General features: G+C 55.3%; 18 protein-coding genes. 6 read left to right on the top strand and 12 right to left on the bottom strand.

Annotated features, from left to right (window positions below; translation table 11 throughout):
* The first annotated feature begins 112 nt into the window (after positions 1-112).
* Positions 113-1201 carry an oxidoreductase gene (locus G4551_RS06935; protein WP_003835631.1) on the top strand — a complete coding sequence of 363 codons (1089 nt, stop codon included), beginning with the start codon at positions 113-115 and terminating at the stop codon, positions 1199-1201.
* Between the two features lie 114 nt (positions 1202-1315).
* Here G4551_RS06935 and G4551_RS06930 read toward each other — a convergent pair whose 3' ends face one another.
* From G4551_RS06930 to entC, 7 genes are all read right to left on the bottom strand, one after another.
* Positions 1316-1513 (bottom strand): YbdD/YjiX family protein, encoded by a 198-nt coding sequence (locus G4551_RS06930; protein ID WP_003022064.1) that lies wholly within the window; start codon positions 1511-1513, stop codon positions 1316-1318.
* A gap of 63 nt (positions 1514-1576) precedes the next feature.
* Entirely contained in the window at positions 1577-3682 is a 2106-nt protein-coding gene (gene cstA, locus G4551_RS06925; RefSeq protein WP_003835633.1) for a pyruvate/proton symporter CstA, read from the bottom strand.
* A gap of 185 nt (positions 3683-3867) precedes the next feature.
* On the bottom strand, positions 3868-4281 hold the full coding sequence (gene entH, locus G4551_RS06920) for a proofreading thioesterase EntH (protein ID WP_003022055.1): 414 nt from the start codon (positions 4279-4281) through the stop codon (positions 3868-3870).
* A gap of 2 nt (positions 4282-4283) precedes the next feature.
* Positions 4284-5039, bottom strand: a complete 756-nt coding sequence (gene entA, locus G4551_RS06915) for a 2,3-dihydro-2,3-dihydroxybenzoate dehydrogenase EntA (protein ID WP_003022049.1) — start codon at positions 5037-5039, stop codon at positions 4284-4286.
* Positions 5039-5896, bottom strand: coding sequence for an isochorismatase (locus G4551_RS06910; protein WP_003835637.1), 858 nt, complete (start codon positions 5894-5896; stop codon positions 5039-5041). Before G4551_RS06910 ends, entA begins: the two co-directional genes overlap by 1 nt.
* Positions 5897-5909: 13 nt before the next feature.
* Complete coding sequence (gene entE / locus G4551_RS06905) at positions 5910-7520, bottom strand: (2,3-dihydroxybenzoyl)adenylate synthase EntE (RefSeq protein ID WP_003835639.1); 1611 nt, start codon at positions 7518-7520, stop codon at positions 5910-5912.
* Between the two features lie 31 nt (positions 7521-7551).
* Positions 7552-8727: an isochorismate synthase EntC gene (entC, locus tag G4551_RS06900; RefSeq protein WP_003835641.1), complete on the bottom strand. Its 1176-nt coding sequence runs from the start codon at positions 8725-8727 to the stop codon at positions 7552-7554.
* A 187-nt stretch (positions 8728-8914) separates the two neighbouring features.
* Between entC and fepB the strand changes: the two genes are divergently transcribed.
* Positions 8915-9871 (top strand): Fe2+-enterobactin ABC transporter substrate-binding protein, encoded by a 957-nt coding sequence (gene fepB / locus G4551_RS06895; protein WP_003835643.1) that lies wholly within the window; start codon positions 8915-8917, stop codon positions 9869-9871.
* A 61-nt stretch (positions 9872-9932) separates the two neighbouring features.
* Here the strand turns inward: fepB and entS are convergent, their stop codons facing one another.
* On the bottom strand, positions 9933-11168 hold the full coding sequence (gene entS / locus G4551_RS06890; RefSeq protein ID WP_003835645.1) for an enterobactin transporter EntS: 1236 nt from the start codon (positions 11166-11168) through the stop codon (positions 9933-9935).
* A gap of 109 nt (positions 11169-11277) precedes the next feature.
* Here entS and fepD point away from each other — a divergent pair, with 109 nt between their 5' ends.
* Genes fepD through fepC form a run of 3 tightly spaced genes read left to right on the top strand, consistent with a single transcriptional unit; the run spans position 11278 to position 14068 of the window.
* The gene (fepD, locus tag G4551_RS06885; protein WP_003835646.1) at positions 11278-12285 is read left to right on the top strand and encodes a Fe(3+)-siderophore ABC transporter permease; all 1008 of its coding nucleotides are present in this window, start codon (positions 11278-11280) and stop codon (positions 12283-12285) included.
* A complete protein-coding gene (gene fepG / locus G4551_RS06880) occupies positions 12282-13274 on the top strand; it encodes an iron-enterobactin ABC transporter permease (protein WP_003022026.1) in 993 nt (330 codons plus the stop codon). The genes fepD and fepG overlap by 4 nt, the downstream gene beginning before the upstream one ends.
* Entirely contained in the window at positions 13271-14068 is a 798-nt protein-coding gene (gene fepC / locus G4551_RS06875; RefSeq protein ID WP_003022023.1) for an iron-enterobactin ABC transporter ATP-binding protein, read from the top strand. Before fepG ends, fepC begins: the two co-directional genes overlap by 4 nt.
* Before the next feature lie 46 nt (positions 14069-14114).
* On the opposite strand, the gene wzz(fepE) is transcribed toward fepC, so the two are convergent.
* From wzz(fepE) to fes, 4 genes are all read right to left on the bottom strand, one after another.
* A complete protein-coding gene (wzz(fepE), locus tag G4551_RS06870) occupies positions 14115-15248 on the bottom strand; it encodes an LPS O-antigen length regulator Wzz(fepE) (protein WP_003835650.1) in 1134 nt (377 codons plus the stop codon).
* Between the two features lie 228 nt (positions 15249-15476).
* Positions 15477-19367, bottom strand: coding sequence for an enterobactin non-ribosomal peptide synthetase EntF (entF, locus tag G4551_RS06865; protein WP_003835653.1), 3891 nt, complete (start codon positions 19365-19367; stop codon positions 15477-15479).
* Positions 19364-19582, bottom strand: coding sequence for an MbtH family protein (locus G4551_RS06860; protein ID WP_003835654.1), 219 nt, complete (start codon positions 19580-19582; stop codon positions 19364-19366). The genes entF and G4551_RS06860 overlap by 4 nt, the downstream gene beginning before the upstream one ends.
* 30 nt (positions 19583-19612) lie before the next feature.
* On the bottom strand, positions 19613-20830 hold the full coding sequence (gene fes / locus G4551_RS06855; RefSeq protein ID WP_003835656.1) for an enterochelin esterase: 1218 nt from the start codon (positions 20828-20830) through the stop codon (positions 19613-19615).
* A gap of 253 nt (positions 20831-21083) precedes the next feature.
* Here fes and G4551_RS06850 point away from each other — a divergent pair, with 253 nt between their 5' ends.
* Positions 21084-23357, top strand: a complete 2274-nt coding sequence (locus G4551_RS06850; protein WP_003835658.1) for a TonB-dependent siderophore receptor — start codon at positions 21084-21086, stop codon at positions 23355-23357.
* Position 23358: the final 1 nt, after the last annotated feature.

The following is a 23358-nucleotide window of genomic DNA, read 5'->3' as shown; positions in this document are numbered from 1 at the left end:
GATGTTGTGGTTGAAGCCACTATAACACGATGCTAGTATTTGGCAATCAAGACGTTCAGACGTCTATATAAAAATAACCTGCCTGGACAGGACAGCCAAAGGACAACACAACATGAGTAATACAGAGATTCGCGTCGTCACCGGCCCGGCCAACTATTTTTCCCATCCCGGCAGCCTGTCGAGACTCAACGATTTTTTCACTACCGACCAACTTTCACGCGCCGTGTGGGTTTATGGTGAGCGCGCTATCGATGCGGCCCGCCCTTATCTGCCAGAGACATTTCATCTCGCCGAGGCTAAGCGCCTGCTGTTTACGGGACATTGCAGCGAAACCGATGTTGCTCAACTGGCAAAAGAGTCGGGAGATAATCGCAGCGTCGTGATTGGCGTGGGCGGAGGAACATTGCTCGACACCGCTAAAGCGTTGGCCCGTCGTCTGGATCTGCCGTTTGTCGGTATTCCTACGATTGCGGCGACCTGCGCCGCCTGGACGCCGCTCTCCGTCTGGTATAACGATGCAGGCCAGGCGCTGCATTTTGAAATTTTCCCTGATGCCAATTTCCTCGTTCTGGTCGAACCCGAGATCGTTCTCAATGCGCCAGAGGAATATCTACTGGCGGGGATCGGCGACACGCTGGCGAAGTGGTACGAGGCCGTCGTGCTTGCGCCTCAGCCGGAAAACCTGCCATTAACTGTTCGTCTGGGTATCGATGCCGCGCAGACGATCCGCGACGTCCTGCTGGAAAGCAGCGAGCAGGCGCTGACAGACAAACAACAAGGCTCGTTAAGCCGCACGTTTTGCGATGTAGTGGATGCGATTATTGCCGGAGGCGGCATGGTTGGTGGTCTGGGCGAGCGCTACACCCGCGTGGCGGCGGCGCATTCTGTTCACAATGGCCTGACCGTCCTCCCACAAACAGAGAAGTTTTTACATGGCACTAAAGTCGCGTACGGCATCCTGGTGCAGAGTGCGTTGTTGGGACAAGATGCCGTGCTGGCGCAGTTAATTACCGCCTATCAGCGCTTCAATCTGCCCACCCGATTAGCTCAACTGGACGTGGACATCAATAATCGCGCAGAAATCGACAAAGTGATTACGCACACCCTGCGCCCGGTGGAGTCCATTCACGCCCTGCCGGTAACGTTAACGCCGGAGACACTGCGCGCAGCATTCGAAAAGGTAGAGTCGTTTACGGTATGATTAGGGTATGGGATGCCTGATAGCGGCTTCGCCTTATCAGGCCTACGACGACTAATTATAACGGCAAATGCGATGTTGTAGGCCGGATAAGCGTCAGTGCCATCCGGCAAAAAATCAACAGCACTTCGCGCCGCCTTTCCCCCCATATCGCGCATCCTGGCGCTCGCGGAAAAATTCTTCGTAGGTCATTGGCGTTTGGTCCGGATGCGTGACGCGCATATGTTCAACATAGTTGTCGTAATCCGGCACACCTATCATTAATCGGGCGGTTTGACCTAAATACTTCCCGGCTTTGGCGAGTGTTTCAAACATAGTGATTCCCTGTCGTACAAACGCCCTCCCCGTTCAGGAGAGGGCTCATTGGTTAAGAGAATATTAGTGCGCGCCTTTCGCCTGCGCCACGATCTCTTCGATATTCTCAGGCATCGGCTCGTACGGCGTCTCTTTCGAAGTTGGTTTGTCCTCTTTCAATGCTGCCAGCGCAGTTTTGATGGAGAACAGACCCAGCACCACAACGACTACCATGAAGAAGATGGTGAGACCCGCATCCAGGCGGTTGTTAAACACCAGCTGCGTCAGCTGCGACTGGGTGTACTGCGCCGGAATGTTACCGCTGTCGATCATCGCCTGGAATTTGTTGGCGATAGCCAGGAAGCCGATTTTTGCATCCGGGCTAAACGCTTTCTGCCAGCCAGCGGTCAGGGTACAAATCAGCAGCCAGGCGGTTGGGACCAGTGCCACCCACGCGTAGCGCTGGCGTTTCATCTTGAACAGCACCACAGCACAGAGCATCAACGCCATACCGGCCAGCATCTGGTTAGCAATACCAAACAGCGGCCACAGGGTATTAATACCACCCAGAGGATCCACCACACCCTGGTGTAAGAAGTAACCCCAGGCCAGCACGCACAGCGCCGTCGCCAGCAGGTTCGCAGGCAACGAATCGGTTCGTTTCAGGCCCGGTGACACCACGCCCAGCAAGTCCTGCAGCATAAAGCGCGCAGCGCGTGTACCGGCATCAACCGCCGTCAAAATAAACAAAGCTTCAAACAGAATGGCGAAGTGATACCAGAACGCCACATCCATCATGCCACCCAGTGCGCCATGCAGAATGTACGCCATCCCGACGGCCAGCGTCGGCGCACCACCTGCGCGGGAGATAATGGATTGCTCACCCACTTCATTGGCGATTTGGTGCAGAGTATCTGGCGTAATAGCAAAGCCCCAACTACTGACTACCTGTGCCGCAGAAGCCACTACATCAACCGTGCCCGCAGGAGCCAGCACCGCCATCGGGCTGTTCATCGCAAAGTACACGCCCGGATCGATGATGCACGCGGAAACCAGCGCCATAATGGCGACAAAGGATTCCATCAGCATTCCGCCGTAGCCGATAAAGCAAGCCTGCCCTTCATTCGCCAGCATCTTCGGCGTGGTACCGGAGGAGATCAGCGCATGAAAGCCAGATACCGCACCGCATGCAATGGTGATAAACAGGAACGGGAACAGGTTACCGGTCCAGACCGGGCCAGTACCGTCAACAAACTTGGTCAGAGCTGGCATGGTCAGCGTCGGACGCATGATCAGAATCCCTACCGCCAGGCCAACAATGGTTCCGATTTTCAGGAAGGTAGAGAGGTAATCACGCGGGGCCAGCAGCAGCCACACTGGCAGCACGGCGGCGACAAAACCGTAGCCCACCAGCATCCAGGTCAGCTGTACGCCGGTAAAGTCAAAGTACGGTGCCCAGGTCGGGTTTTCCGCTACCCAGCCGCCGGAAATAATGGCAAACACCAGGAATACCAGACCAATAACCGACACTTCACCAATGCGGCCCGGGCGCAGATAGCGCAGGTAAATCCCCATAAAAATCGCCAGCGGGATAGTGAACGCTACGGTGTAAGTTCCCCACGGGCTGTGGGTCAGCGCTTTCACGACAATCATCGCCAGTACCGCGAGGATAATCACCATGATCATAAAACAGGCTACCAGCGCAATAACACCCGCCGTAGGGCCCATCTCTTCTTTCACCAGTTCGCCAAGGGAACGACCATCGCGACGGGTAGAAACAAACAGCACCATGAAGTCCTGCACCGCCCCTGCCAGTACCACCCCGGCGAGCAGCCAGATCATACCCGGCAGATAGCCCATTTGCGCCGCCAGCACCGGTCCAACTAACGGACCCGCTCCGGCAATCGCTGCAAAATGGTGACCAAACAGTACTTTTTTATCGGTGGGTACATAATCCAGACCATCGTTATGACGCACGGCTGGCGTCATACGCGTCGGGTCCAGCGCCAGTACATTTTTCGCGATGTACAGGCCGTAGAAACGGTAAGCGATAAGGTAGACACAGACTGACGCCACGACTATCCACAACGCGTTGATCTGTTCACCACGATTTAACGCAATATATCCCAGGGCAAATGCTCCGATAACGGAGAGCAATGTCCAGAGGAGGTATTTCCCTGATTTATTCATAGTTGTTGTCCGTTTGCGTGATCCAGAAAGATGTTACATTTTGTTTCTATAACATCTTTCCTGATTTTAACAACCTGACAACCACATAAACCTGAGACATCACTGACTATTTACATTGCATTGTTAACTGGATCACTTCATTTACCTGTTAACTCTGCAATTTCATTTTACTTTGCCGGGTAACCTCACCCCATAACCGCCGTGCCTAAACGGCAGGTGCAGCAGCGTCGTCCCTGCTCATCAAAGATGACGATTTCCCAGCTTTGATTTTGACGCCCAAGATGCAACGGCTGACAAACGCCGCGTACTTTCCCCTGCGATACCGCCCGATGATGCGTGGCGTTTAGTTCCGTCCCCACGACACACTGCCCGTCGCGCGTCATCAGATAACCCGCCATCGAACCCAACGTTTCCGCCAGGGCCGCCGACGCGCCGCCATGCAGCAGGCCAAACGGCTGATGCGTTCGGCTATCCACCGGCATTTCGGCTTCCAGCACATCATCACCCAGTCGTGTATAGACCATTCCCAGATGCGCCACCATCGTGTTCTGACTGGTGGCATTGAGTTCATCCAGCGTCAAATGACGTTTCCAGATCATCGTCATGCCCCCAGCGTGGAACCGCCGTCCACCACGATATCCTGTAATGTAATGTGGCTGGCCAGATCGGAAGCGAGGAATAAAATAGTGTTGGTGATCTCTTGCGGCCGGGCGATTTTCCCCAGCGGAATCCCAAGCTTAAACTGCTCGCCAAATCCACGAATGCGCTGTTGCTCCGCGTCATCGCTGACCCACAGCGTACGCTGCATGTCGGTATCGGTCGACCCCGGAGAAACCACGTTACAACGCACACCGCTGCCTGCCAGTTCAAGTCCGACGGTCAGAGCCAGGCTTTTCAACGCGGCCTTTGACGCACCGTAAGCACTCATGCCGATACGCGGCGTGTGCGCCGCATCCGACGCGACGGTCACGATCGCCCCGCCCTGCTGGCGACGAAACTGCGCCATCGTCTGCTGAAACAGATTGAACGCTCCGCCAACGTTAACCGCAAACGTCTGCTGCCACTCCTCAGCGCTTAGCGCATCGGTGGCACCCATACGCAAAATACCTGCGGCATTGACCAACACATCCAAACGCTCGCGCGCTTTGAGGACGCGCTGGCACACCTCAGCTACCTGTCCAGCATTCGCCACATCCAGCACTTCGGTCGTAAACGGGTAGTTATCCTGAGGAAATTCGCGATCGAATCCAGTCACCTCAGCACCTGCATTCGCAAACGCCAGCGCCGTGGTGTAGCCAATCCCTTTTCCCGCCCCGGTTACCCAGACGGTTTTCCCGGCAAAATCAAATCCGGCCATTACTTCACCTCGCGGGAGAGCAGAGCCCACCATGCGTCAATGGTCGGTTTTTTCGCCAGCATCACGAAATCAATATCACCATGAACCTTACGCCAACGCGCCGCCAGCGCCATCATGCGCACGGAATCCAGCCCATAGTCGATCAGGTTTTCGTCATCCATCGGCTCTTCGGACTCATCCAGCAGCGGCAGAATAATGCTGCGTAACGCATCTTTACTGGCCGGAACCGGCGTCGGTAATAATTCCTGGGTCATAACCACACGCCCGGAACGTCCCGCCACGTATTTCAGCGACATCAAGTGTTCGTCACGGCTAAAGTCCGCCAGCGCATCGGCAACCATAAACGGCTTGATGTCACGCATGAAAGCGTCCGTTGCGGTGGTCATACAACCAATATGTGCATACACCCCGGTAATGATCAGTTGATTACGCCCGGTTTCCTTGAGCATCTGTTCCAGCGGGGAGCGATGGAATGCGCTATAACGCCATTTCACAAGAATGGTATCCGCTTCATCCGGCGCCAGCGCCTCAACAATCTTTTGTTGTTCCGGCGAACGCGTCAGGCCCGGTCCCCACATATCATTGAGCAGAGCGCGGTCTTCATCACTCTGCTCTTTCGGTTGAGCGGTGTAATACACCGGAATATTATGCTCTTTGCAGTACTGGCGCAGCGCGGCGATGTTCGCGACGACCTGCTCCATCATCGGACAGTTATCGCCCCAAAAGCTGATAAAATAATCCTGCATGTCGTGGATCAGCAGCGCGGCGCGTTCAGGGTCAAATGCCCAGTCGACTTTGTTCACCGGAACATCGAGCGCCGTTGGTAGCGCATAAGCCTGCAGTTTAGGAATTGCCATTTCTATTTCTCCTTCAGGCCAGTGAACGTGATGCCAGCCACTGACGTAATTGTTTTTTATCTACCTTCCCCACTGGAGTCAGCGGTAATGACTCAACGCACTCAACACGATCGGGTAATTTGAATTCCGCCACACCCTGTTCGCGCAGAAAACGGCGCACCTGAACCGCGCGCAGCGGCTCTTTTACCACTAGCCAGGCACAGCTTTTCTCGCCCATCAGTTCGTCATCCATACTGACCAGCGCGGCATGGATAACCATTGGATGGCGCAGCAGCAGGTTTTCAATCTCTTCAGCAGCGATCTTCTCCCCGCCGCGGTTGATCTGATCCTTTTCGCGTCCCTGAACGGTGATGTAGCCATCCGGGTCGATAGCGATCAGATCGCCGGAACAGTAAAAGCCGTTGGCGTCAAAGGCGCTGGCATTATGCTCAGGGCTTTTGAAATAACCACGGAAGGTGTACGGACCACGTGTCATCAGGCGTCCGGTCTCTCCCTGGGCTAAGGGGTTGCCGTCAGCGTCTGCTACCCAGACTTCATCATCAGGACACATCGGGCGCCCCTGGGTATTGATGATGCGCTCAGGACTGTCGTCCAGACGGGTGTAGTTCACCAGCCCTTCCGCCATGCCGAAGACCTGCTGCAACTGGCAGCCAATCTCAGCCGGAATACGCGCCGCAAGCGTGGCGGAAAGTCTCGCTCCACCGACCTGTAGCAGTTTCAGCGAAGCCAATTGCGCATTACTGCCCCACTCCGCAATCGCCTGCAACCACAGGCTCACCGCAGGTGGCACCAGCGCCGTGACGTTAACCTGATGCTGTTCAATCAGCGGGAAACACAGGGTAGCGCTCGGGTCGGCCGCCAGCACGACGGTTCCACCCGCAAGGAACACGCCCAGCGCGCCTGGCGAACTCATGGCGTAGTTATGCGCCGCCGGGATTGCGCATAAATAACGCGTTTCCCCGGTGAAGCGGCAAATCTCATTGCTGCGACGCACGCTGTAGTAGTAATCGTTATGAGTGCGAGGAATCAGCTTTGGCGTCCCGGTCGTCCCGCCGGAAAGCTGGAAGTACGCCACCTCATCAGCGGGCGACGGTGTAGCCGTAAAATCAGTCGCAGGTTGGCTTATCGCCGTTTGCAGATTGTGTTCACCTTCGTCGTTGTGCAGTTGCACCACGCGCACTGAATTGTGTTCGGCCACAAAAGCGTTTAGAAAATCGTCCCCGCTAAACAGCGTATGCTGGCGATCGGCAATCAGCAGCGCCGGTTCAATCTGTTTGGCATAGGCGTTGAGTTCGTTACGCTGATGGCTGAACAGGGCCAACACCGGAGCTACGCCCAGCTTGAGTAATGCAAAGAAGGTGATATACAGCTCAGCCACATTGCCCAGTTGTACCAGCGCGGTTTCACCGGGTTTAATCCCTTGGCGACGCAAACTGCAGGCTAGATTGTTAGCGGCCTGCTTCAGCTGGCGATAGCTCAGATGGCGTTCACCATCAATAACCGCCGTATGGTCGCTGTCGGCATGACGGGTCAGAATGTCGGTCAGCGGCAAATCCTGCCAGTAACCTTTTTCACGATACCTGCGGGCAAACTCTTCCGGCCAGCGGGTGAATGGAATACTCATTATTGCTCCTTAAAACCAGTCCACAAGGCTCTTAATGCAGTCCAAAAACATTCAACATCGTGGAGAGCTTGGCCCCCGTTTCACGCCATTCCGCAACCGGGGAAGAGGCTGGAACAATTCCTGCTCCGGCAAAGAAACGCACCTGATTGCGCAGCAGCTTCGCACAGCGGATCGTCACTACCCACTCACCGTTACCTTCGGCATCACACCAGCCGACAATACCGCCGAACAGTTCGCGATCGAACGGCTCCAGTTCGGCGATAAGCTTGCGCGCAACCTGATGTGGGAAGCCGCTCAGCGCAGGTGTCGGGTGAAGCAGGCACGCCAGCGTCAGGGCGTTTTCCTGCGCGTTGGCTTTACCTTCAAACGGCGTGCCGAGGTGCCAGAGCGTCGGCGTAGTAACCAGCTGCGGAGAAGAAGGCAGTTGCAGTTCACGGCTGCGATCGCGCAATACCGTTTTCATCGCTTGCGTCACCAGTTCGTGCTCATGGCGGTCCTTCTCAGATGCCAGCAGGCGGATCCCTGCTTCGCGATCCAGCACATCATCAGGCTGACGACGTGCAGAGCCCGCCAGCGGCAGAGAACTGAAACGCTCGCCTTCTTTGCGCAGAAGCAATTCCGGGCTGGCACCAATCAATACGCCGCCGTCTTCAATCGGCACATGGAAGTTGTAGCTCGCTGGATTTTGCGCCACCAGACGCTCCAGCAGCGCACCGCTGTCAATGTTGGCATCGGTGGTGATATCGATCAGGCGTGACAACACCACTTTGTCGACTTCCGGAGTAGACGTCAGCGCAGCCGCCCGGGCGACCATATCTTCAAAAAAGTCCTGTTCCGGGATCGATTTACGTTCCACGACGTTCAGCGACTGATGCGCGGTAAAGTAACGTGATGATTGTTGCTTCGCCGTACGAGAAAAGTTCTGCCACGATTGGGGAATAAACAGCGATGATGGCTGGCGGGTATCAAAGGGAATCGCCCCGACCATGACAGGATTCGCGATACCCTGTGATTTGGCATCAGCAAACAGTGCGTTCATTTTTTGTTGGAAAGGGCTGTCTGGCGAATCGCCATCAATTGCCGGTTCCGCATAGCGGGCGAAGCATCCTGACGTCGTAAAACTACGGTACGGCGACATAAAGAAAAAACTGTCGGGAGCGAGCGTCGGCATAGTCTGCGTTTTTTCCTCGGCCAGTGACGTATCCATATCATCCTCCAAAAATGATAAAGGCTCTAATAATGATTATCATTTATATTTTCGGTCGCTAACCTAAAAGTAAAGCGGCGGTATGTCAACTCTTGTGGTAGCACAATGTGCGACTTTGGCTTGCATCCTTGCTCGCTAACAATGAAAATGAGAAGCATTACTTATACTGATAACAGGAAGCTGATTCGTGAGTCTCCCCTCTTTTTGCCGCACCGTGCTCTTACTGGCAGGTTTATCTCTTTCAGGAATTTCTTCAGGTCACGCCGCCGACTGGCCGCGTCAGGTTACTGACAGCCGCGGCACGCATACGCTGGAGCATAAACCGCAGCGAATTGTCTCCACCAGCGTGACCCTCACCGGTTCGCTGCTGGCGATTGATGCCCCGGTCATCGCCAGCGGTGCCACTACGCCGAACAATCGCATCGGCGATGCGCAGGGCTTTTTACGCCAGTGGAGCGAAGTGGCAAAAGAACGCAAACTGAGCCGCCTGTATATCGGCGAACCTAGCGCCGAGGCCGTCGCAGCTCAAATGCCGGATTTGATTCTGGTAAGCGCCACCGGGGGCGATTCTGCCCTCGCGCTGTACGATCAGCTGTCCACCATTGCGCCAACGCTCATCATTAATTACGACGATAAAAGCTGGCAGTCGCTGCTGACCCAGTTAGGTGAAATTACCGGTCAGGAGCAACAGGCTGCTGCGCGTATTGCCGAGTTTGATAAGCAACTACAGGCAGTTAAGCAACGTATTACCCTGCCACCACAGCCGGTCAGCGCGCTGGTATATACCGCCGCGGCGCACAGCGCCAACCTGTGGACGCCTGAGTCAGCGCAAGGCAAGCTGATGGAGCAGTTAGGGTTCACGCTGGCAACGCTGCCTGCCAACTTGCATACCAGCCAGAGTCAGGGCAAACGCCACGATATCATCCAGCTTGGCGGTGAGAACCTGGCGGCAGGCCTGAACGGCGAAGCGCTGTTCCTGTTTGCTGGCGACAGCAAAGATGCCGATGCTATTTACGCTAATCCGCTTCTGGCGCATCTGCCAGCCGTGCAAAATAAACGTGTTTATGCCCTGGGTACGGAAACCTTCCGTCTCGACTACTACAGCGCAATGCTGCTGCTGCAACGTCTGTCGGCTCTGTTTTAATTGCCAGCGCCGGATGCGGCTAACGCCTTATCCGGCCTACAATCCGTAGAGCACAACGCGATCAGACATTCACGGGGACTTGCCGGAATCGGCGCACTTCTCCCAACAACAGCAGCAGTAAAAGACCGACAATCACCAGCCCAAACCCACTCACGCTTGCCGAAGCAACTGGCGTCATCATCGCGCCCAGACCACCTAACAACGCCGCGCCAATCGCATCGCCGGTGACGTTCTGTGCGGTCCACAAACCATTAATTCGCCCGAGCATCGCTTCCGGCGTCTGCGTCTGTAACAGGGTGTACTGCAACAACGAACTGACCGCACTTAGCCAGCCAAACAGCGCCAGGCAAATAACCCCAAGCTGCCAAATGGGCATCAAGCCAAACAGACCGATAGCCAGAAATGAAGCCACGGTCGATGCCAGCATGATCAGTCCCGGACGAAGACTGTGCGCCAGTTGTCCGCTGGTCAATGCACCCACGGCTGCCCCCAGCGGAATAGCCGCATACAGCAGGCCAATTTGCGCACTCGACATGTGCCAGTTAATCGCCAACGCCGGATACAGCACGCGGACGGCGCTCGCCATGGTTAACAGACCACCGAGCAGTGCAATACCGCCAATCAGCGGGCTGGCAAGCAGAAAGCGGAATGCTGCCAGCAGCGATTTCAGCGGATGCTCACGCGGCTGCGGCGGAGGCGGCAACGCGGGAAGACTCAGCAACGGTAGTAAGGTAATGAAGGTCCCCGCCGCCGCCAGTCCGTAGTTCCAGGCCACACCGCCGGTCGCGAGCAACACCCCGCCAAGCATCGGCGAAATTACCGATCCCAGACGCACCGTCAGCATGGTAATCGCCCCGGCCTGCATCAGATTCTCCCGCCCGACCAGCGCTGGCGTCGCTGCCAGCAAAGCAGTCACACCCAGCGAAGCAAAGAAACCGTCCCATAAGCCAAGCAGATAAATTGCCAGTAACGACGGTTCGGGAAGTAACGCATTCAAACACAGGCCAATAAAGCCAATGCCACAGGTACCACGCGCCAGCAGGATCACTTTTTTACGCTCATAGCGGTCGGCCAGCACACCGCCCACCATCAGACCAATAAACATTGCACTGCCGGTCAGCGTCACCGACAAACCGACCTGCCAGGTCGACTGGGTCATTATCTGGATTTGTACCGGAACCGCGACGCCGAGTAGCCCCAGAGAGACAATGGAAATAAAACGGGCGAGGAAGACTGCACGAAATGCAGGGTGGGTCTTTAACAGGCTGAGATTGAGCAGCCATGATTGTCGATTCATTACAGAGCCTTACCAGGTACTTTTTCAATATCCATTCGATGGCTGCACATGCTAACATATCCAAATAAGATCGATAACGATAATTACTATCATTATCAGGGGAGTTGATATGTCATGCTCTGTTTCCGCGACACGCGCCTTCGCCGTGCCCGGACTATTGTTATTACTTGTTCTGACCACGGTATTAAGTCTGGTTATTGGCGCCAAGTCGCTACCTGCCTCCGTGGTGCTGGATGCGCTCACCGGCAGTTGTCAAAGCGCTGATTGCACCATCGTGCTTGACGCGCGACTCCCACGCACGCTGGCGGGGCTGCTCGCCGGTGGTGCGCTGGGCCTGGCTGGCGCATTAATGCAAACGCTCACGCGTAACCCTCTAGCCGATCCCGGCATTCTGGGCGTCAACTCCGGTGCCAGCTTCGCTATTGTGCTGGGCGCCGCGCTGTTCGGCTTTTCCTCTGCGCAAGAGCAACTGCTGATGGCCTTTTGCGGTGCGCTGGCTGCGTCACTGATCGTAGCTTTTACCGGTAGTCAGGGCGGTGGGCAGTTAAGCCCGGTACGTTTGACGCTGGCGGGCGTTGCCCTGGGCGCGGTGCTGGAAGGATTATCCACCGGCATCGCCCTGCTCAACCCGGACGTTTACGATCAGTTGCGTTTCTGGCAAGCTGGCTCACTGGATATCCGCAGCCTGCAAACGCTGAAGGTTGTATTGGTACCAGTACTGATTGCCGCGGCTGTCGCGCTGTTCCTCAGTCGCGCCCTGAATAGCCTGAGCCTCGGGAGCGACACTGCTACTGCGCTTGGTAGTAAAGTCGCTCGCACACAGTTTATTGGCCTGCTGGTGATTACTGTACTGTGCGGCAGCGCGACCGCGATTGTCGGTCCTATCGCCTTTATCGGCCTGATGATACCTCACATGGCGCGCTGGCTGGTGGGGGCGGATCACCGCTGGTCACTGCCCGTCACCCTGTTGGCAACCCCTTCTCTGTTACTGATTGCCGATATCATCGGTCGCCTGATTGTTCCCGGCGAGCTGCGCGTGTCGGTGGTCAGCGCTTTCATCGGCGCGCCGGTGCTTATCTTTCTGGTACGCCGTAAATCGCGCGGGGGTGGCGCATGATGCACCTCTCCCGCCGCCTGATAATCAGCAGCCTACTGCTGGTTGCAGGTTGTCTCGTCATTGGTTTATGGAGCCTGCGTAGCGGCGTTGTTACGCTGGAAACCCAGCAAATTATTGCCGCCCTGCTCGGCGATGCGCCGCGCAGTATTACCCTGGTGGTGACCGAATGGCGTTTGCCACGCGTGCTCATGGCACTATTGATTGGCGCAGCGCTCGGCGTGAGCGGCGCAATATTTCAGTCGCTGATGCGTAACCCGCTGGGTAGCCCGGATGTGATGGGTTTCAATACCGGGGCCTGGAGCGGTGTGCTGGTGGCAATGGTGCTGTTCGGACAGCATCTTACCGCGATCGCACTGGCAGCCATGCTCGGTGGGATCCTGACTTCTCTGGTGGTCTGGGCGCTCGCCTGGCGCAATGGGATCGACACCTTCCGGCTAATTATTATTGGTATCGGCATACGCGCCATGCTGGTGGCGTTCAACACCTGGCTACTGCTGAAAGCATCATTAGAAACCGCGCTAACGGCTGGACTGTGGAACGCTGGATCGCTCAATGGCCTGACCTGGGCCAAAACCTGGCCGTCTGCCCCGCTGATTATCATCATGCTGGTATGCGCCACATTGCTGGTACGCCGGATGCGCTTACTGGAAATGGGTGATGACAGTGCCTGTGCGCTTGGTGTCAGCGTTGAGCGCTCGCGTCTGATGATGATGCTGGTTGCGGTTGTACTGACCGCTGCCGCCACCGCGCTGGCGGGTCCTATCTCGTTTATTGCCCTTGTCGCGCCGCATATCGCGCGACGTATAAGCGGCACATCGCGCTGGGGATTAACCCTGTCAGCGCTGTGCGGCGCGTTGCTGCTGTTGATGGCGGATTTATGCGCCCAACAGCTGTTTATGCCTTATCAGCTTCCGGTGGGCGTTGTCACCGTAAGCCTCGGCGGTATTTATCTTATCGTCTTGTTAATTCAGGAGTCCCGCAAAAAATGACCGAATCAGTAGCCCGTTTGCGTGGCGACCAGTTAACGTTGGGTTATGGCAAGTTTACCGTGGCGGAAAACCTCAATGTGTCGATTCCCGACGGTCACTTCACCGCGATTATCGGGCCAAATGGCTGCGGGAAATCGACATTGCTGCGCACGCTTAGTCGCCTGATGACGCCCGCGAACGGCAAGGTCTGGCTCGACGGCGAACATATTCAACACTATGCCAGCAAGGAAGTCGCCCGAAGAATAGGTTTGCTGGCGCAAAACGCAACCACGCCGGGAGATATTACGGTACAAGAGCTGGTTGCCCGCGGGCGCTATCCGCACCAGCCGCTGTTTACCCGCTGGCGGCAAGAGGATGAAATTGCGGTCTCAAACGCCATGCAGGCGACGGGTATCACCCACCTGGCATCACAAAGTGTGGATACCCTTTCCGGCGGACAACGTCAACGTGCATGGATTGCGATGGTGCTGGCGCAGGAAACGTCGATTATGCTGCTTGATGAACCCACCACCTGGCTGGATATCAGTCATCAGATCGATCTGCTGGAACTGCTGAGTGAGTTAAACCGGGAAAAAGGCTACACGCTGGCCGCCGTTTTGCACGACCTGAATCAGGCCTGTCGCTATGCGACGCATCTGATTGCGCTGCGAGATGGAAAAATTATTGCCGAGGGTGCACCGAAGGAGATCGTCACCGCGCAGCTTATTGAAAAAATCTATGGACTGCGCTGTATGATTATCGACGATCCAGTTGCCGGAACGCCGTTAGTAGTGCCACTTGGACGCAGCAAATAACACGCGTTATCGTAAGGCGGCTGGCTTGCCGCCATACGATAATTCATCACACCAGTTGCTGATCAATAAACGTCATTTTTTGCTTACGCGACACCATGGCATAGTTCAGCAGAACGCCACCACACGCCACCATTCCACCCAGTAATGCGGCCAGAATAACGATCATTGATTTAGCCGGGCCATCTTTTTTCACCGGCAGCGAAGGCGTAAGTTGATATTTAAACGGTGTGAATTTTACGTCGCTCACATTCATCGCTAACAGTTGCTCAACGTGATACTGCCGATTACGTAATTCACCGTTAATTTCAGCAACATCCGTTACTGATTTTTCTATTTCTAATTTACGTTCGATGCCGTCAGCACCCAGTGAAATAGAGAAATCAGGGTCATCCTTCACCGCCTGGCCATTACTGTAGACCGGCTTTTTAATCCCGGCGGCATTGGCAATCTCCAGCGAGTAGTTCAGTCGCTGGATATTTGCTTCCAGTTGGTTCTTGAGCCTGACGCGATCCATCTCCAGCCTTTCTTTCTCGAAGCTGGTTTTGATGGACAGTTTATTGCGAATATCTTCCAGCGTTTCTTTCACTACAACATCAGAAATATACTGGATATAGCCCTTCAGCACAGACTGGGCTTCTTCGGCTAGCGGCGCGGTAAAACTCAGAGTCCATGCGGTATACAGCGAGGTTTCATTCTTTTTTACTGCATTGCTGTCGGTCGCTTTCATATTTTCACTGAGCCTCACGATTGCCCGGTGCAGGTCCATTTCGTCGATATCAGCGCCTTTCAATTGATCCATCACGTAAGGTGAAGAGCGCAGATATTCTTCTAACAATGAAGGCGACTGGAATTTTTTGATAAACAGGTTAAACACATCACCACGGCTAACGCTAATATCCATATCCAGCACGCGCAATTTGGTCAACGTATTCTCGAGACTCTGCCACTGAATCGGTTCTGCGGGGGTCACGATTGCCTGACTGGTCCATTTTTGCGGAAGCAGGAAAGATACCAGAATACCCACACAAGCAAAGGCGAAAACGGTCGCGATAATTTTCGTTTTTGCTCGCCATAAGATTTCGATTAGGTTCACTAAATCGATTTCATTTGCGTTTGCCGCTGGCTGAGGATAGCCAGTAAATTCCGAAACGCTATCTTGCTTAATATTTAATGATGACATGTTGCGTGACCTGAAAACTTTCCCAAAAGAAAAACATTTCTGTGGGGGGAGTCTACCAGCTAGTCAGAATAATCCGAAACACTCTTTGTGCTGGAAGCCCTACCAAAAATTATATTAGGAATTTATTCACCCCTTTAATCGCCCTCTGTCCCCAAGAAAGATCAACTCCATAACATATCATTTACATTATGGAGTTATTCGATCGTTCCGATAACGAAATAAGTCTGGTTATACCGATTTATTGATCAGGGTGTTTATGATTGGCCCTATCACCTCAAACGAGACGGGAGAAATAATATCAACATGCGCGCAGTCGTGGCGGTAAACATCCAGACTGGATATCCACGGGGCCCAGCTACGTTCAGGGCTGACACCCGGCACTAAGGTACGCTCAGCAACGAACAACGTGGCGTGACCTGCAAACGGCACGCTGTGCGCCGTGGTGAGCAGGCGAACCGCATCGGCGTAGTTGCCTTCTATAGCGTTAAATAAGCCCTCTGACGCATTCCCCTGCTGCGCCGCCAGAAACGCTTCGCGTTCACGCTCGATCTCCGCCAGCACCGCTGGATCCAGCCCATTGGCCTCTTTTTCTTGCCAGTTTTGCGTCTCTGGCGGCCAGGTATCCAACAGACCGAGGAATGCAACCGACTCTCCTCTGGCATGTAAGCGCGCGGCGATCCCCTGTGCCAGCGTGCCGCCCAGCGAATAACCTAATAAATAGTAAGGTCCGTGAGGTTGTTGACTGAGCAGCGTTGCCAGGTGATGTTCGCATACCGAGTCGAGATTTTCCGCCGTTTGCATCGGGCCATCCGGTCGTGGCGACTGAATACCCATAATCGACCACTGAGGGCTGAGATAACGCGACAGCACGCTAAACTGCCAGGCAAAACCCGACGCCGGATGGAAGCAGAACAACGTTGGGCCGTGACTTTCACGCAGTGGCAATAGCGTCTCGAATCCCAGACGCTGCGACTGTTCATCATCATTGCTCTCCAGCAATGCGCTCAGTTGTTCCACGGTGGAAGCCACCATAATCTGCCCGGGCGTCACCTGACGCTCAAAAATGCGGCTCAACTGCGCTGCCAGCTTCATCGCCAGCAGCGAATGCCCACCAAGCGCAAAGAAATCAGCCTCTACATCATTCACCTCACAATCCAGCAAGGCCGCAAAAGACTGCGCGATGGTGGTCTCAGTCCCTGATCGCGGTGCGCGCCCGGAAACACGCGACGTCAACTGCGGCATCGGTAGCGCTTTACGATCCAGTTTACCGTTCGCGCTAAGCGGCAACTCCGCCAGTTGTAACAATACCGTCGGAACCATGTGCGCAGGCAGTTTTTCGCGCAGACGTTCCCGCAACACAGCCGTATCCAGCGGCAAACCCGATTGCGACACCAGATACCCCACAAGTTGACGCGCATCGCCGCCTGTCGCCGCAGCCTGGTTGAATACGCAGGCATGGGCAACGGCATGCTCGACATCAGGCAACTGCTGCATCACCCGGTCAATCTCGCCGAGCTCAATGCGCTGTCCACGAATTTTAAGCTGGTCATCGCTGCGCCCGAGGTATTCCACCGCGCCATTTTCCAGCCAGCGCGCCACATCTCCGGTACGGTACATACGTTCACCGACGTTAAACGGATCGGCGATAAAGCGGCTCGCCGTCAGATCCGGACGCCCCAGATAGCCTTGCGCCAGTTGGATCCCCGTCAGATACAGGTCGCCCGCTACGCCGAAAGGCACCGGGCGCATCATGGCATCCAGAATGCGTAAACCGGTATTCCAAACCGGATAGCCAATCGGTACGCTGTTGCCGGTTACGGCAGCGAGATCTTCTCCCCAGGCCGGATACCAGCTCACATCGACCGCAGCTTCCGTTGGTCCGTACAAATTGTGCAGTGGCGCATGAGTCAACTGCTCCCACTCACGGCATAAATCGGCTGGCAAGGCTTCGCCGCTGCAAAATACCCGTTTCAGAGAGGCACAACTCTCCCGCGCGGCTTCCGGCGTCAGTGAAGCGACAAAAGCGGCCAACATAGAGGGGACAAAGTGCGTGGTCGTCACCCTATAACGGGCAAAGAACTGCTGCATCGCCAGCGGATCGCGGTGCGCTTCAGGTTCTGCCATGACCAGTTTTGCCCCGGCAATAAACGGCCAGAAAAACTCCCATACCGAGACGTCAAAACTGCATGGCGTTTTTTGCGCCACCACATCATCTGCGGTCAGCGGATAGTGATTTTGCATCCACAGCAGACGGTTAACGATGGCGGTTTGCCCAACCATCACCCCTTTTGGTCTACCGGTAGAACCGGAAGTAAAAATGATATAGGCCGTATGATTGGGTTGAGATAACGCCAACGGAGCAGAATCTTCTGCTGGCAGCGGCGAGTCATAGCAGAGACTTTCCAGCCCTGGGATATCGCTAAAACGCGCCAGTTGCTCTTCAGTCGCTATCAACAATTTTGGCTTCGCGTCTTCGAGCATCATCCGCAGGCGATCGTCCGGGTATCCGGTATCCAACGGCAGCCAGGCAGCTCCGGCTTCCACAATACCGTGCAGCGCCAGCGTCAGGAACACAGAACGCGGTAATGCCACAGCTACGCTGTCGCCAGGACGGACGCCGCGTTCGCGCAGAAGGCTCGCCAGCGCCACGACCTGCTGGCGCATTTCGCGATAGCTAAACTGATAACGGGCATCGGCCAGCGCCGGGGCATCCGGCGTTTTATCGGCCTGCTGTGTCACCAGTGCGCTAAGCGTAGTGAACGGGATCTCCACGGTCGTGTCGTTAATCTTCGCCAGCCGCTCATGTTCTGTAGGCAACAGCATCCCGGCGTCGCCGCAGCATAGCGACGGATTGTCAGCAAACTGCTCGATAAGCCCGATTAAACGCGAGGCATGCTGCGCCAGCGTTTCTGCATCGTAGCGCTGTTTATTGGCCAGGATTTCAATACTCAGCCCGCCGTTTTCATCCGGGAACAACGCCAGTTCAAGATCGTTCACCGGTCCTGTCGCCAGCGTATGAGTTTGCGCCTGAACGCCGGGAATATTCAGATGATAGTCGAATATTTTCACGTTCAGCACCGGGCCAAACAGCGGCTCTGCACCGGCTGCACGCCCGCTGTCGCGAACGATTTGTTCGGCATCATAACGTTGATGCCGACGCATTTTCTTCAACTGTCCGGCCAGTCGTTGTGCAAGCGCAGGCAAGTTTTCTGCCGCATCCAGCCTCACACCAAATGGCAGAACGTTTAAAACCGGTCCAGTGGACGTCAACGCCGCCGAGCCCATGCGCCGCATAAAGATAAACCCGGCGGCATAATCCATTCGGCTGCATAAACGTCCCAGCCACAATGCCACCAGCGCGAGGGCCAGATCCGCACGCTGAACGTCAGGCATGCGCGCCGCAAGCCGGCGAAACGCTCCTTCAGGCGCGGTTAACTTCATGCGAATAATATCCGCGCTGGCCGAGCGTCCCGGCAACGGATTGTTCGACAGTGAAGCCGGTGGTGGCAGTTGTTTTCGCTGCTCGCGCCAGAAGGCTCCGTCGCGTTGCCAGGCATCACTTTGACGGTACTGTTGATACTCTTCCACCACCTCGGCGAACGGCGTAAAAGGCGAGTCTGGCGTAGACTCGCCATCTAGCCATGCGCGATAGATTGCGGCTATCTGGCGGGTAATGGCCGGGAAGCTGAAGCCATCGACCAGCAAATGATGGTAACGCTGATACCAATACCAACGTTTATCTCCCACCTGTAAAAGCTGGTGAAAAACCAGCGGCTTATTGCCGTCAGCACGTATGTCCTGCTGCAGGTCTGCCTGCATCAACGCACGCGCCGCCTCATGTGGGTTGGATTTTTCGCGCAGATCGATGATTTCGGGTTGCGCAAAAGTGAGCGCAGGATCCACCCATTGCCAGACCTCGCCGTTATCTTCGCTAAACTGCATTCGCAATGTATCGGCCTGCTCCAGGCCCGCCACAACCGCTTTCGCCAGCAACAACGCGTCCAGTTCGCCGGTTAATTCTACGTAGTGCGCCACGCTCCACGCCGAGGGCAATGTGGAGAGTTTTTCCGCCATCCAGATCCCCGGCTGAGCCGCCACTAACGGTAAACGCTGAGTCATGGAGCCTCCTGCACATCGACATAGTTCGCGGGCGTCAGCGTGGTCCAGTTTGCATCCAGCCATTGCTGGCAGGCTTCCTGGGATTGGGGCTCGCAAGCAATTTGCCAACCAGCAGGAAGTGAGCACTGCTGCGGCCAAAGGCTAAACTGACGTTGGGGATTTTGCAGAATGTAAAACTGGCCCTGCGGATTATCGAAGGGGTTACTGAATTCCATACTCAACTCCTGTCGTGGAACGTCGTCCGGTTAAATCGTGTCGGTAAGCGGTTGCCAGAGCGTCATTAGCCCTTGCATCAGACCGCCGCGCCAGCAAAGCGCATCGTGTCCACCATCAACCTGACGCCAGAAAATAGACTGTGGTGCAGAAGGTAACTGGGCATATAACGCCTGATTAGCGCGATAAATAATAGGCTCGCGGATCCCCGCTTCCAGGACAATACGCAGTCCCTGAGCGCTGATGGTCCCGGTCTTCAGTTGCTCGACGATCGCTCCGTCCTGACCACCACCACGATGCGGCCACCAGTAAGAGCCCGACTGGCTAAGAACACAGCCAAAGCGCGCGGGCCAGTTCAGCCCGGCATACAGCGATGACAACCCGCCAAAACTTTGTCCGGCGACCACAGTACGCTGCGGATCGTCACTGAATGCGGTCGTCGTCTTCACCAGCGGCAACAGCTCCTCTTGTACCGCCAACCAAAAATCCGCGTTACACGGCAGTTCGCGGCTACGGTGAGCCGTGTCGATGGCATCAATCAGGAGATAAACGGCAGGAGGAAGGTGTCCACGATGCGTAAGTGAAGTTAGCGCAGGCCAGACCGGCATACTCTGTGCCCAAAACTGCCCATCCAGCAGGATAGCCAGCGGACGAGATTCCGCTTGGGCCACTCCGGTGGTAAATACCCATACGCGACGCGTATTACCAAGCCTGGCGCTACGCCATTGCAGGCAAACTGCGGGTGAATCGGGGTCTTCAGGTCGATCCCATCCGGGCTGTACGGGCGCCTCCGGCATTTCCAGCGCAGACACCGCATGGCCGCGACCGCCCTGCCAGCTCTGCGGATTAAGGGGATCGGCAATGGCCTGCGGCAGCAATTGCCGCCAGCCTTCACGCAGTACGCTTCGGTCAGGCGCTGCGCCCACCGCCAGCGAGGAAAAGATATCGTTTCGTGTTGTCGGGATAAAACAGTAGCTGCCGCGCCAGTTGGCGCTGAGAGAAACACGCCAGCACCAAACATTTGTTCCATCAATGCGTTGCATCGACTGAGGGGTAGCGTTTTGATGATGATCGGTGACGCCAGTGATATAGACCCACACGCGATGAATGGCTGACTCTTTCTCCGTTCCCTGCGGGTCACGCCACCAGAAGGTTACCCGATAATTTCCGTTGTCTTCACGCTCCCACTCCGGGCCTTTTTTTGACTGCCACCACGCCTCGCTTCCCATCTTTAACGTCGTCACCGCCATAACCCCATGTTTATTGTGAAATTTTATGATTTAGCGTGAAATATATTGATAATATTATTGATAACTATTTGCATTTGCAATAGCGTATTGTCGCGCTGTGGGAAGCGCGCACAGTTTTTCACCACTTATAAACCGACCTGGCGCTGCGTACTTTTTCTGGAATGGATAGTTTACGCAGATGCGGGCGACATCAGACCAAATGCCGCACCGAGGCACATTGGTACTCGTGGCTAAAAGAACAGCAGGACATACAATGAACAACAAGATTCATTCACTGGCTTTATTGGTCAATTTAGGGATTTACGGGGTAGCCCTGCCAGCAATGGCAGAAGATCAAACCGATAGCGTAGCTGTCTCTCATGAAGACACCATCGTCGTTACCGCCGCCCAGCAGAACCTACAGGCGCCGGGCGTGTCAACCATTACCGCTGATGAAATTCGTAAGAACCCTCCCGCTCGCGATGTGTCGGAAATCATCCGTACCATGCCTGGCGTTAACCTGACCGGTAACTCAACCAGCGGTCAGCGCGGCAACAACCGCCAGATCGATATTCGCGGCATGGGGCCAGAAAACACCCTGATTTTGATCGACGGTAAACCGGTTACCAGCCGTAACTCCGTACGCCAGGGCTGGCGCGGCGAGCGTGATACCCGCGGCGATACCGCCTGGGTTCCACCGGAAATGATTGAGCGTATTGAAGTGCTGCGCGGTCCTGCCGCGGCACGCTATGGCAATGGCGCAGCTGGCGGCGTGGTGAATATCATCACCAAAAAAGGCAGCAATGAATGGCACGGTTCCTGGGATACCTATTTCAACGCCCCGGAACACAAAGACGAAGGATCGACCAAGCGCACCAACTTTAGCCTGAATGGTCCAATGGGTGGGGATTTCAGCTTCCGCCTGTACGGTAATCTCGATAAAACCCAGGCCGACGCATGGGACATCAACCAGGGTCATCAGTCAGAACGTACCGGCACATATTCAAATACCTTACCAGCCGGTCGTGAAGGGGTGATCAACAAAGACATTAACGGTGTGGTTCGCTGGGATTTCGCCCCACTCCAGTCACTGGAACTGGAAGCCGGTTATAGCCGTCAGGGCAACCTGTATGCGGGCGACACTCAAAACACTAACACCAACCAACTGGTGAAAGATAACTACGGGAAAGAGACCAACCGTCTTTACCGTCAGAACTATTCTCTGACCTGGAATGGCGGCTGGGATAACGGCGTCACCACCAGCAACTGGGTACAGTACGAACATACGCGTAACTCCCGTACGCCTGAAGGTCTGGCGGGCGGTACTGAGGGTATCTTCGACCCGAATGCGTCACAAAAATATCTCGACGCCGACCTGAGTGACGTCATGCTGCACAGTGAAGTCAGCATTCCGTTAGATCTGCTGGTCAACCAAAACCTGACGCTTGGTACCGAATGGAACCAGCAACGCATGAAGGACATGTTGTCCAATTCACAGACCTTTATGGGCGGTGATATTCCAGGTTCGAGCAGTACCAACCGTAGCCCATACTCAGACGCGGAGATTTTCTCTCTGTTTGCTGAAAACAACATGGAACTGACCGACAGCACCATGTTGACGCCGGGTCTGCGTTTCGACCACCACAGCATCGTTGGTGACAACTGGAGCCCATCTCTGAACCTGTCCCAGGGTCTGGGTGATGACTTCACGCTGAAGATGGGGATTGCGCGAGCCTATAAAGCACCAAGCCTGTACCAGCTCAACCCGAACTACATTCTGTACAGCAAAGGCCAGGGTTGCTACGCCACCGGTTCCGCGACGGGCATTGGTTGCTACATGATGGGCAACGATGACCTGAAGGCCGAAACCAGTATCAACAAAGAGATTGGTCTTGAGTTCAAACGTGACGGCTGGCTGGCCGGGGTAACCTGGTTCCGTAACGATTACCGCAACAAGATTGAAGCGGGTACGGTACCGTTCGACAGAACGTCTATCACCAGCAAAGGGAAGACGACTTACACTGATATCTATCAGTGGGAAAACATTCCTAAAGCAGTGGTTGAGGGTCTGGAAGGTACGTTGAACGTACCGGTTAGCGAAACCGTTAACTGGACCAACAACATTACCTACATGCTGCAAAGTAAGAATAAAGAGACCGGCGAGCGCTTGTCGATTATTCCTGAATACACGCTGAACTCAACGCTGAGCTGGCAAGCGCGTGAAGATTTATCGCTGCAGTCAACCTTCACCTGGTACGGTAAACAGCAGCCGAAGAAATACGATTACCAGGGTAAACCGGTAACCGGTAGTTCGGCGAGTGAAGTCAGCCCGTACAGCATCGTCGGCCTGAGCGCGACCTGGGATGTGACGAAAAATGTCAGCCTGACTGGCGGCGTGGATAACGTCTTCGACAAACGTCTGTGGCGTGAAGGCAATGCCCAGACCACGGGCGATATTGTAACCGGGAACTATATGGCGGGCGCTGGCGCGCACACCTATAACGAACCGGGCCGGACGTGGTTCATGAGCGTTAATACGCACTTCTGAT

Origin of the sequence: Citrobacter freundii ATCC 8090 = MTCC 1658 = NBRC 12681 (assembly GCF_011064845.1) — a bacterium.
Classification (GTDB): Bacteria; Pseudomonadota; Gammaproteobacteria; order Enterobacterales; family Enterobacteriaceae; genus Citrobacter; species Citrobacter freundii.
The sequence above is the reverse complement of the archived record's forward strand: the minus strand, read 5'-3'. Positions and strand labels throughout refer to the sequence as shown.

Excerpts from the sequence above, each read along its gene's own strand:
- G4551_RS06860 (WP_003835654.1), bottom strand. The coding sequence starts at position 19,582 with ATGGAATTCAGTAACCCCTTCGATAATCCGCAGGGCCAGTTTTACATT.
- fepC (WP_003022023.1), top strand. The coding sequence starts at position 13,271 with ATGACCGAATCAGTAGCCCGTTTGCGTGGCGACCAGTTAACGTTGGGT.
- G4551_RS06935 (WP_003835631.1), top strand. The coding sequence starts at position 113 with ATGAGTAATACAGAGATTCGCGTCGTCACCGGCCCGGCCAACTATTTT.
- fepD (WP_003835646.1), top strand. The coding sequence starts at position 11,278 with ATGTCATGCTCTGTTTCCGCGACACGCGCCTTCGCCGTGCCCGGACTA.
- entE (WP_003835639.1), bottom strand. The coding sequence starts at position 7,520 with ATGAGTATTCCATTCACCCGCTGGCCGGAAGAGTTTGCCCGCAGGTAT.
- fes (WP_003835656.1), bottom strand. The coding sequence starts at position 20,830 with ATGGCGGTGACGACGTTAAAGATGGGAAGCGAGGCGTGGTGGCAGTCA.
- G4551_RS06930 (WP_003022064.1), bottom strand. The coding sequence starts at position 1,513 with ATGTTTGAAACACTCGCCAAAGCCGGGAAGTATTTAGGTCAAACCGCC.
- entF (WP_003835653.1), bottom strand. The coding sequence starts at position 19,367 with ATGACTCAGCGTTTACCGTTAGTGGCGGCTCAGCCGGGGATCTGGATG.
- cstA (WP_003835633.1), bottom strand. The coding sequence starts at position 3,682 with ATGAATAAATCAGGGAAATACCTCCTCTGGACATTGCTCTCCGTTATC.
- G4551_RS06910 (WP_003835637.1), bottom strand. The coding sequence starts at position 5,896 with ATGGCAATTCCTAAACTGCAGGCTTATGCGCTACCAACGGCGCTCGAT.
- G4551_RS06850 (WP_003835658.1), top strand. The coding sequence starts at position 21,084 with ATGAACAACAAGATTCATTCACTGGCTTTATTGGTCAATTTAGGGATT.
- fepG (WP_003022026.1), top strand. The coding sequence starts at position 12,282 with ATGATGCACCTCTCCCGCCGCCTGATAATCAGCAGCCTACTGCTGGTT.
- entS (WP_003835645.1), bottom strand. The coding sequence starts at position 11,168 with ATGAATCGACAATCATGGCTGCTCAATCTCAGCCTGTTAAAGACCCAC.
- entA (WP_003022049.1), bottom strand. The coding sequence starts at position 5,039 with ATGGCCGGATTTGATTTTGCCGGGAAAACCGTCTGGGTAACCGGGGCG.
- entH (WP_003022055.1), bottom strand. The coding sequence starts at position 4,281 with ATGATCTGGAAACGTCATTTGACGCTGGATGAACTCAATGCCACCAGT.
- entC (WP_003835641.1), bottom strand. The coding sequence starts at position 8,727 with ATGGATACGTCACTGGCCGAGGAAAAAACGCAGACTATGCCGACGCTC.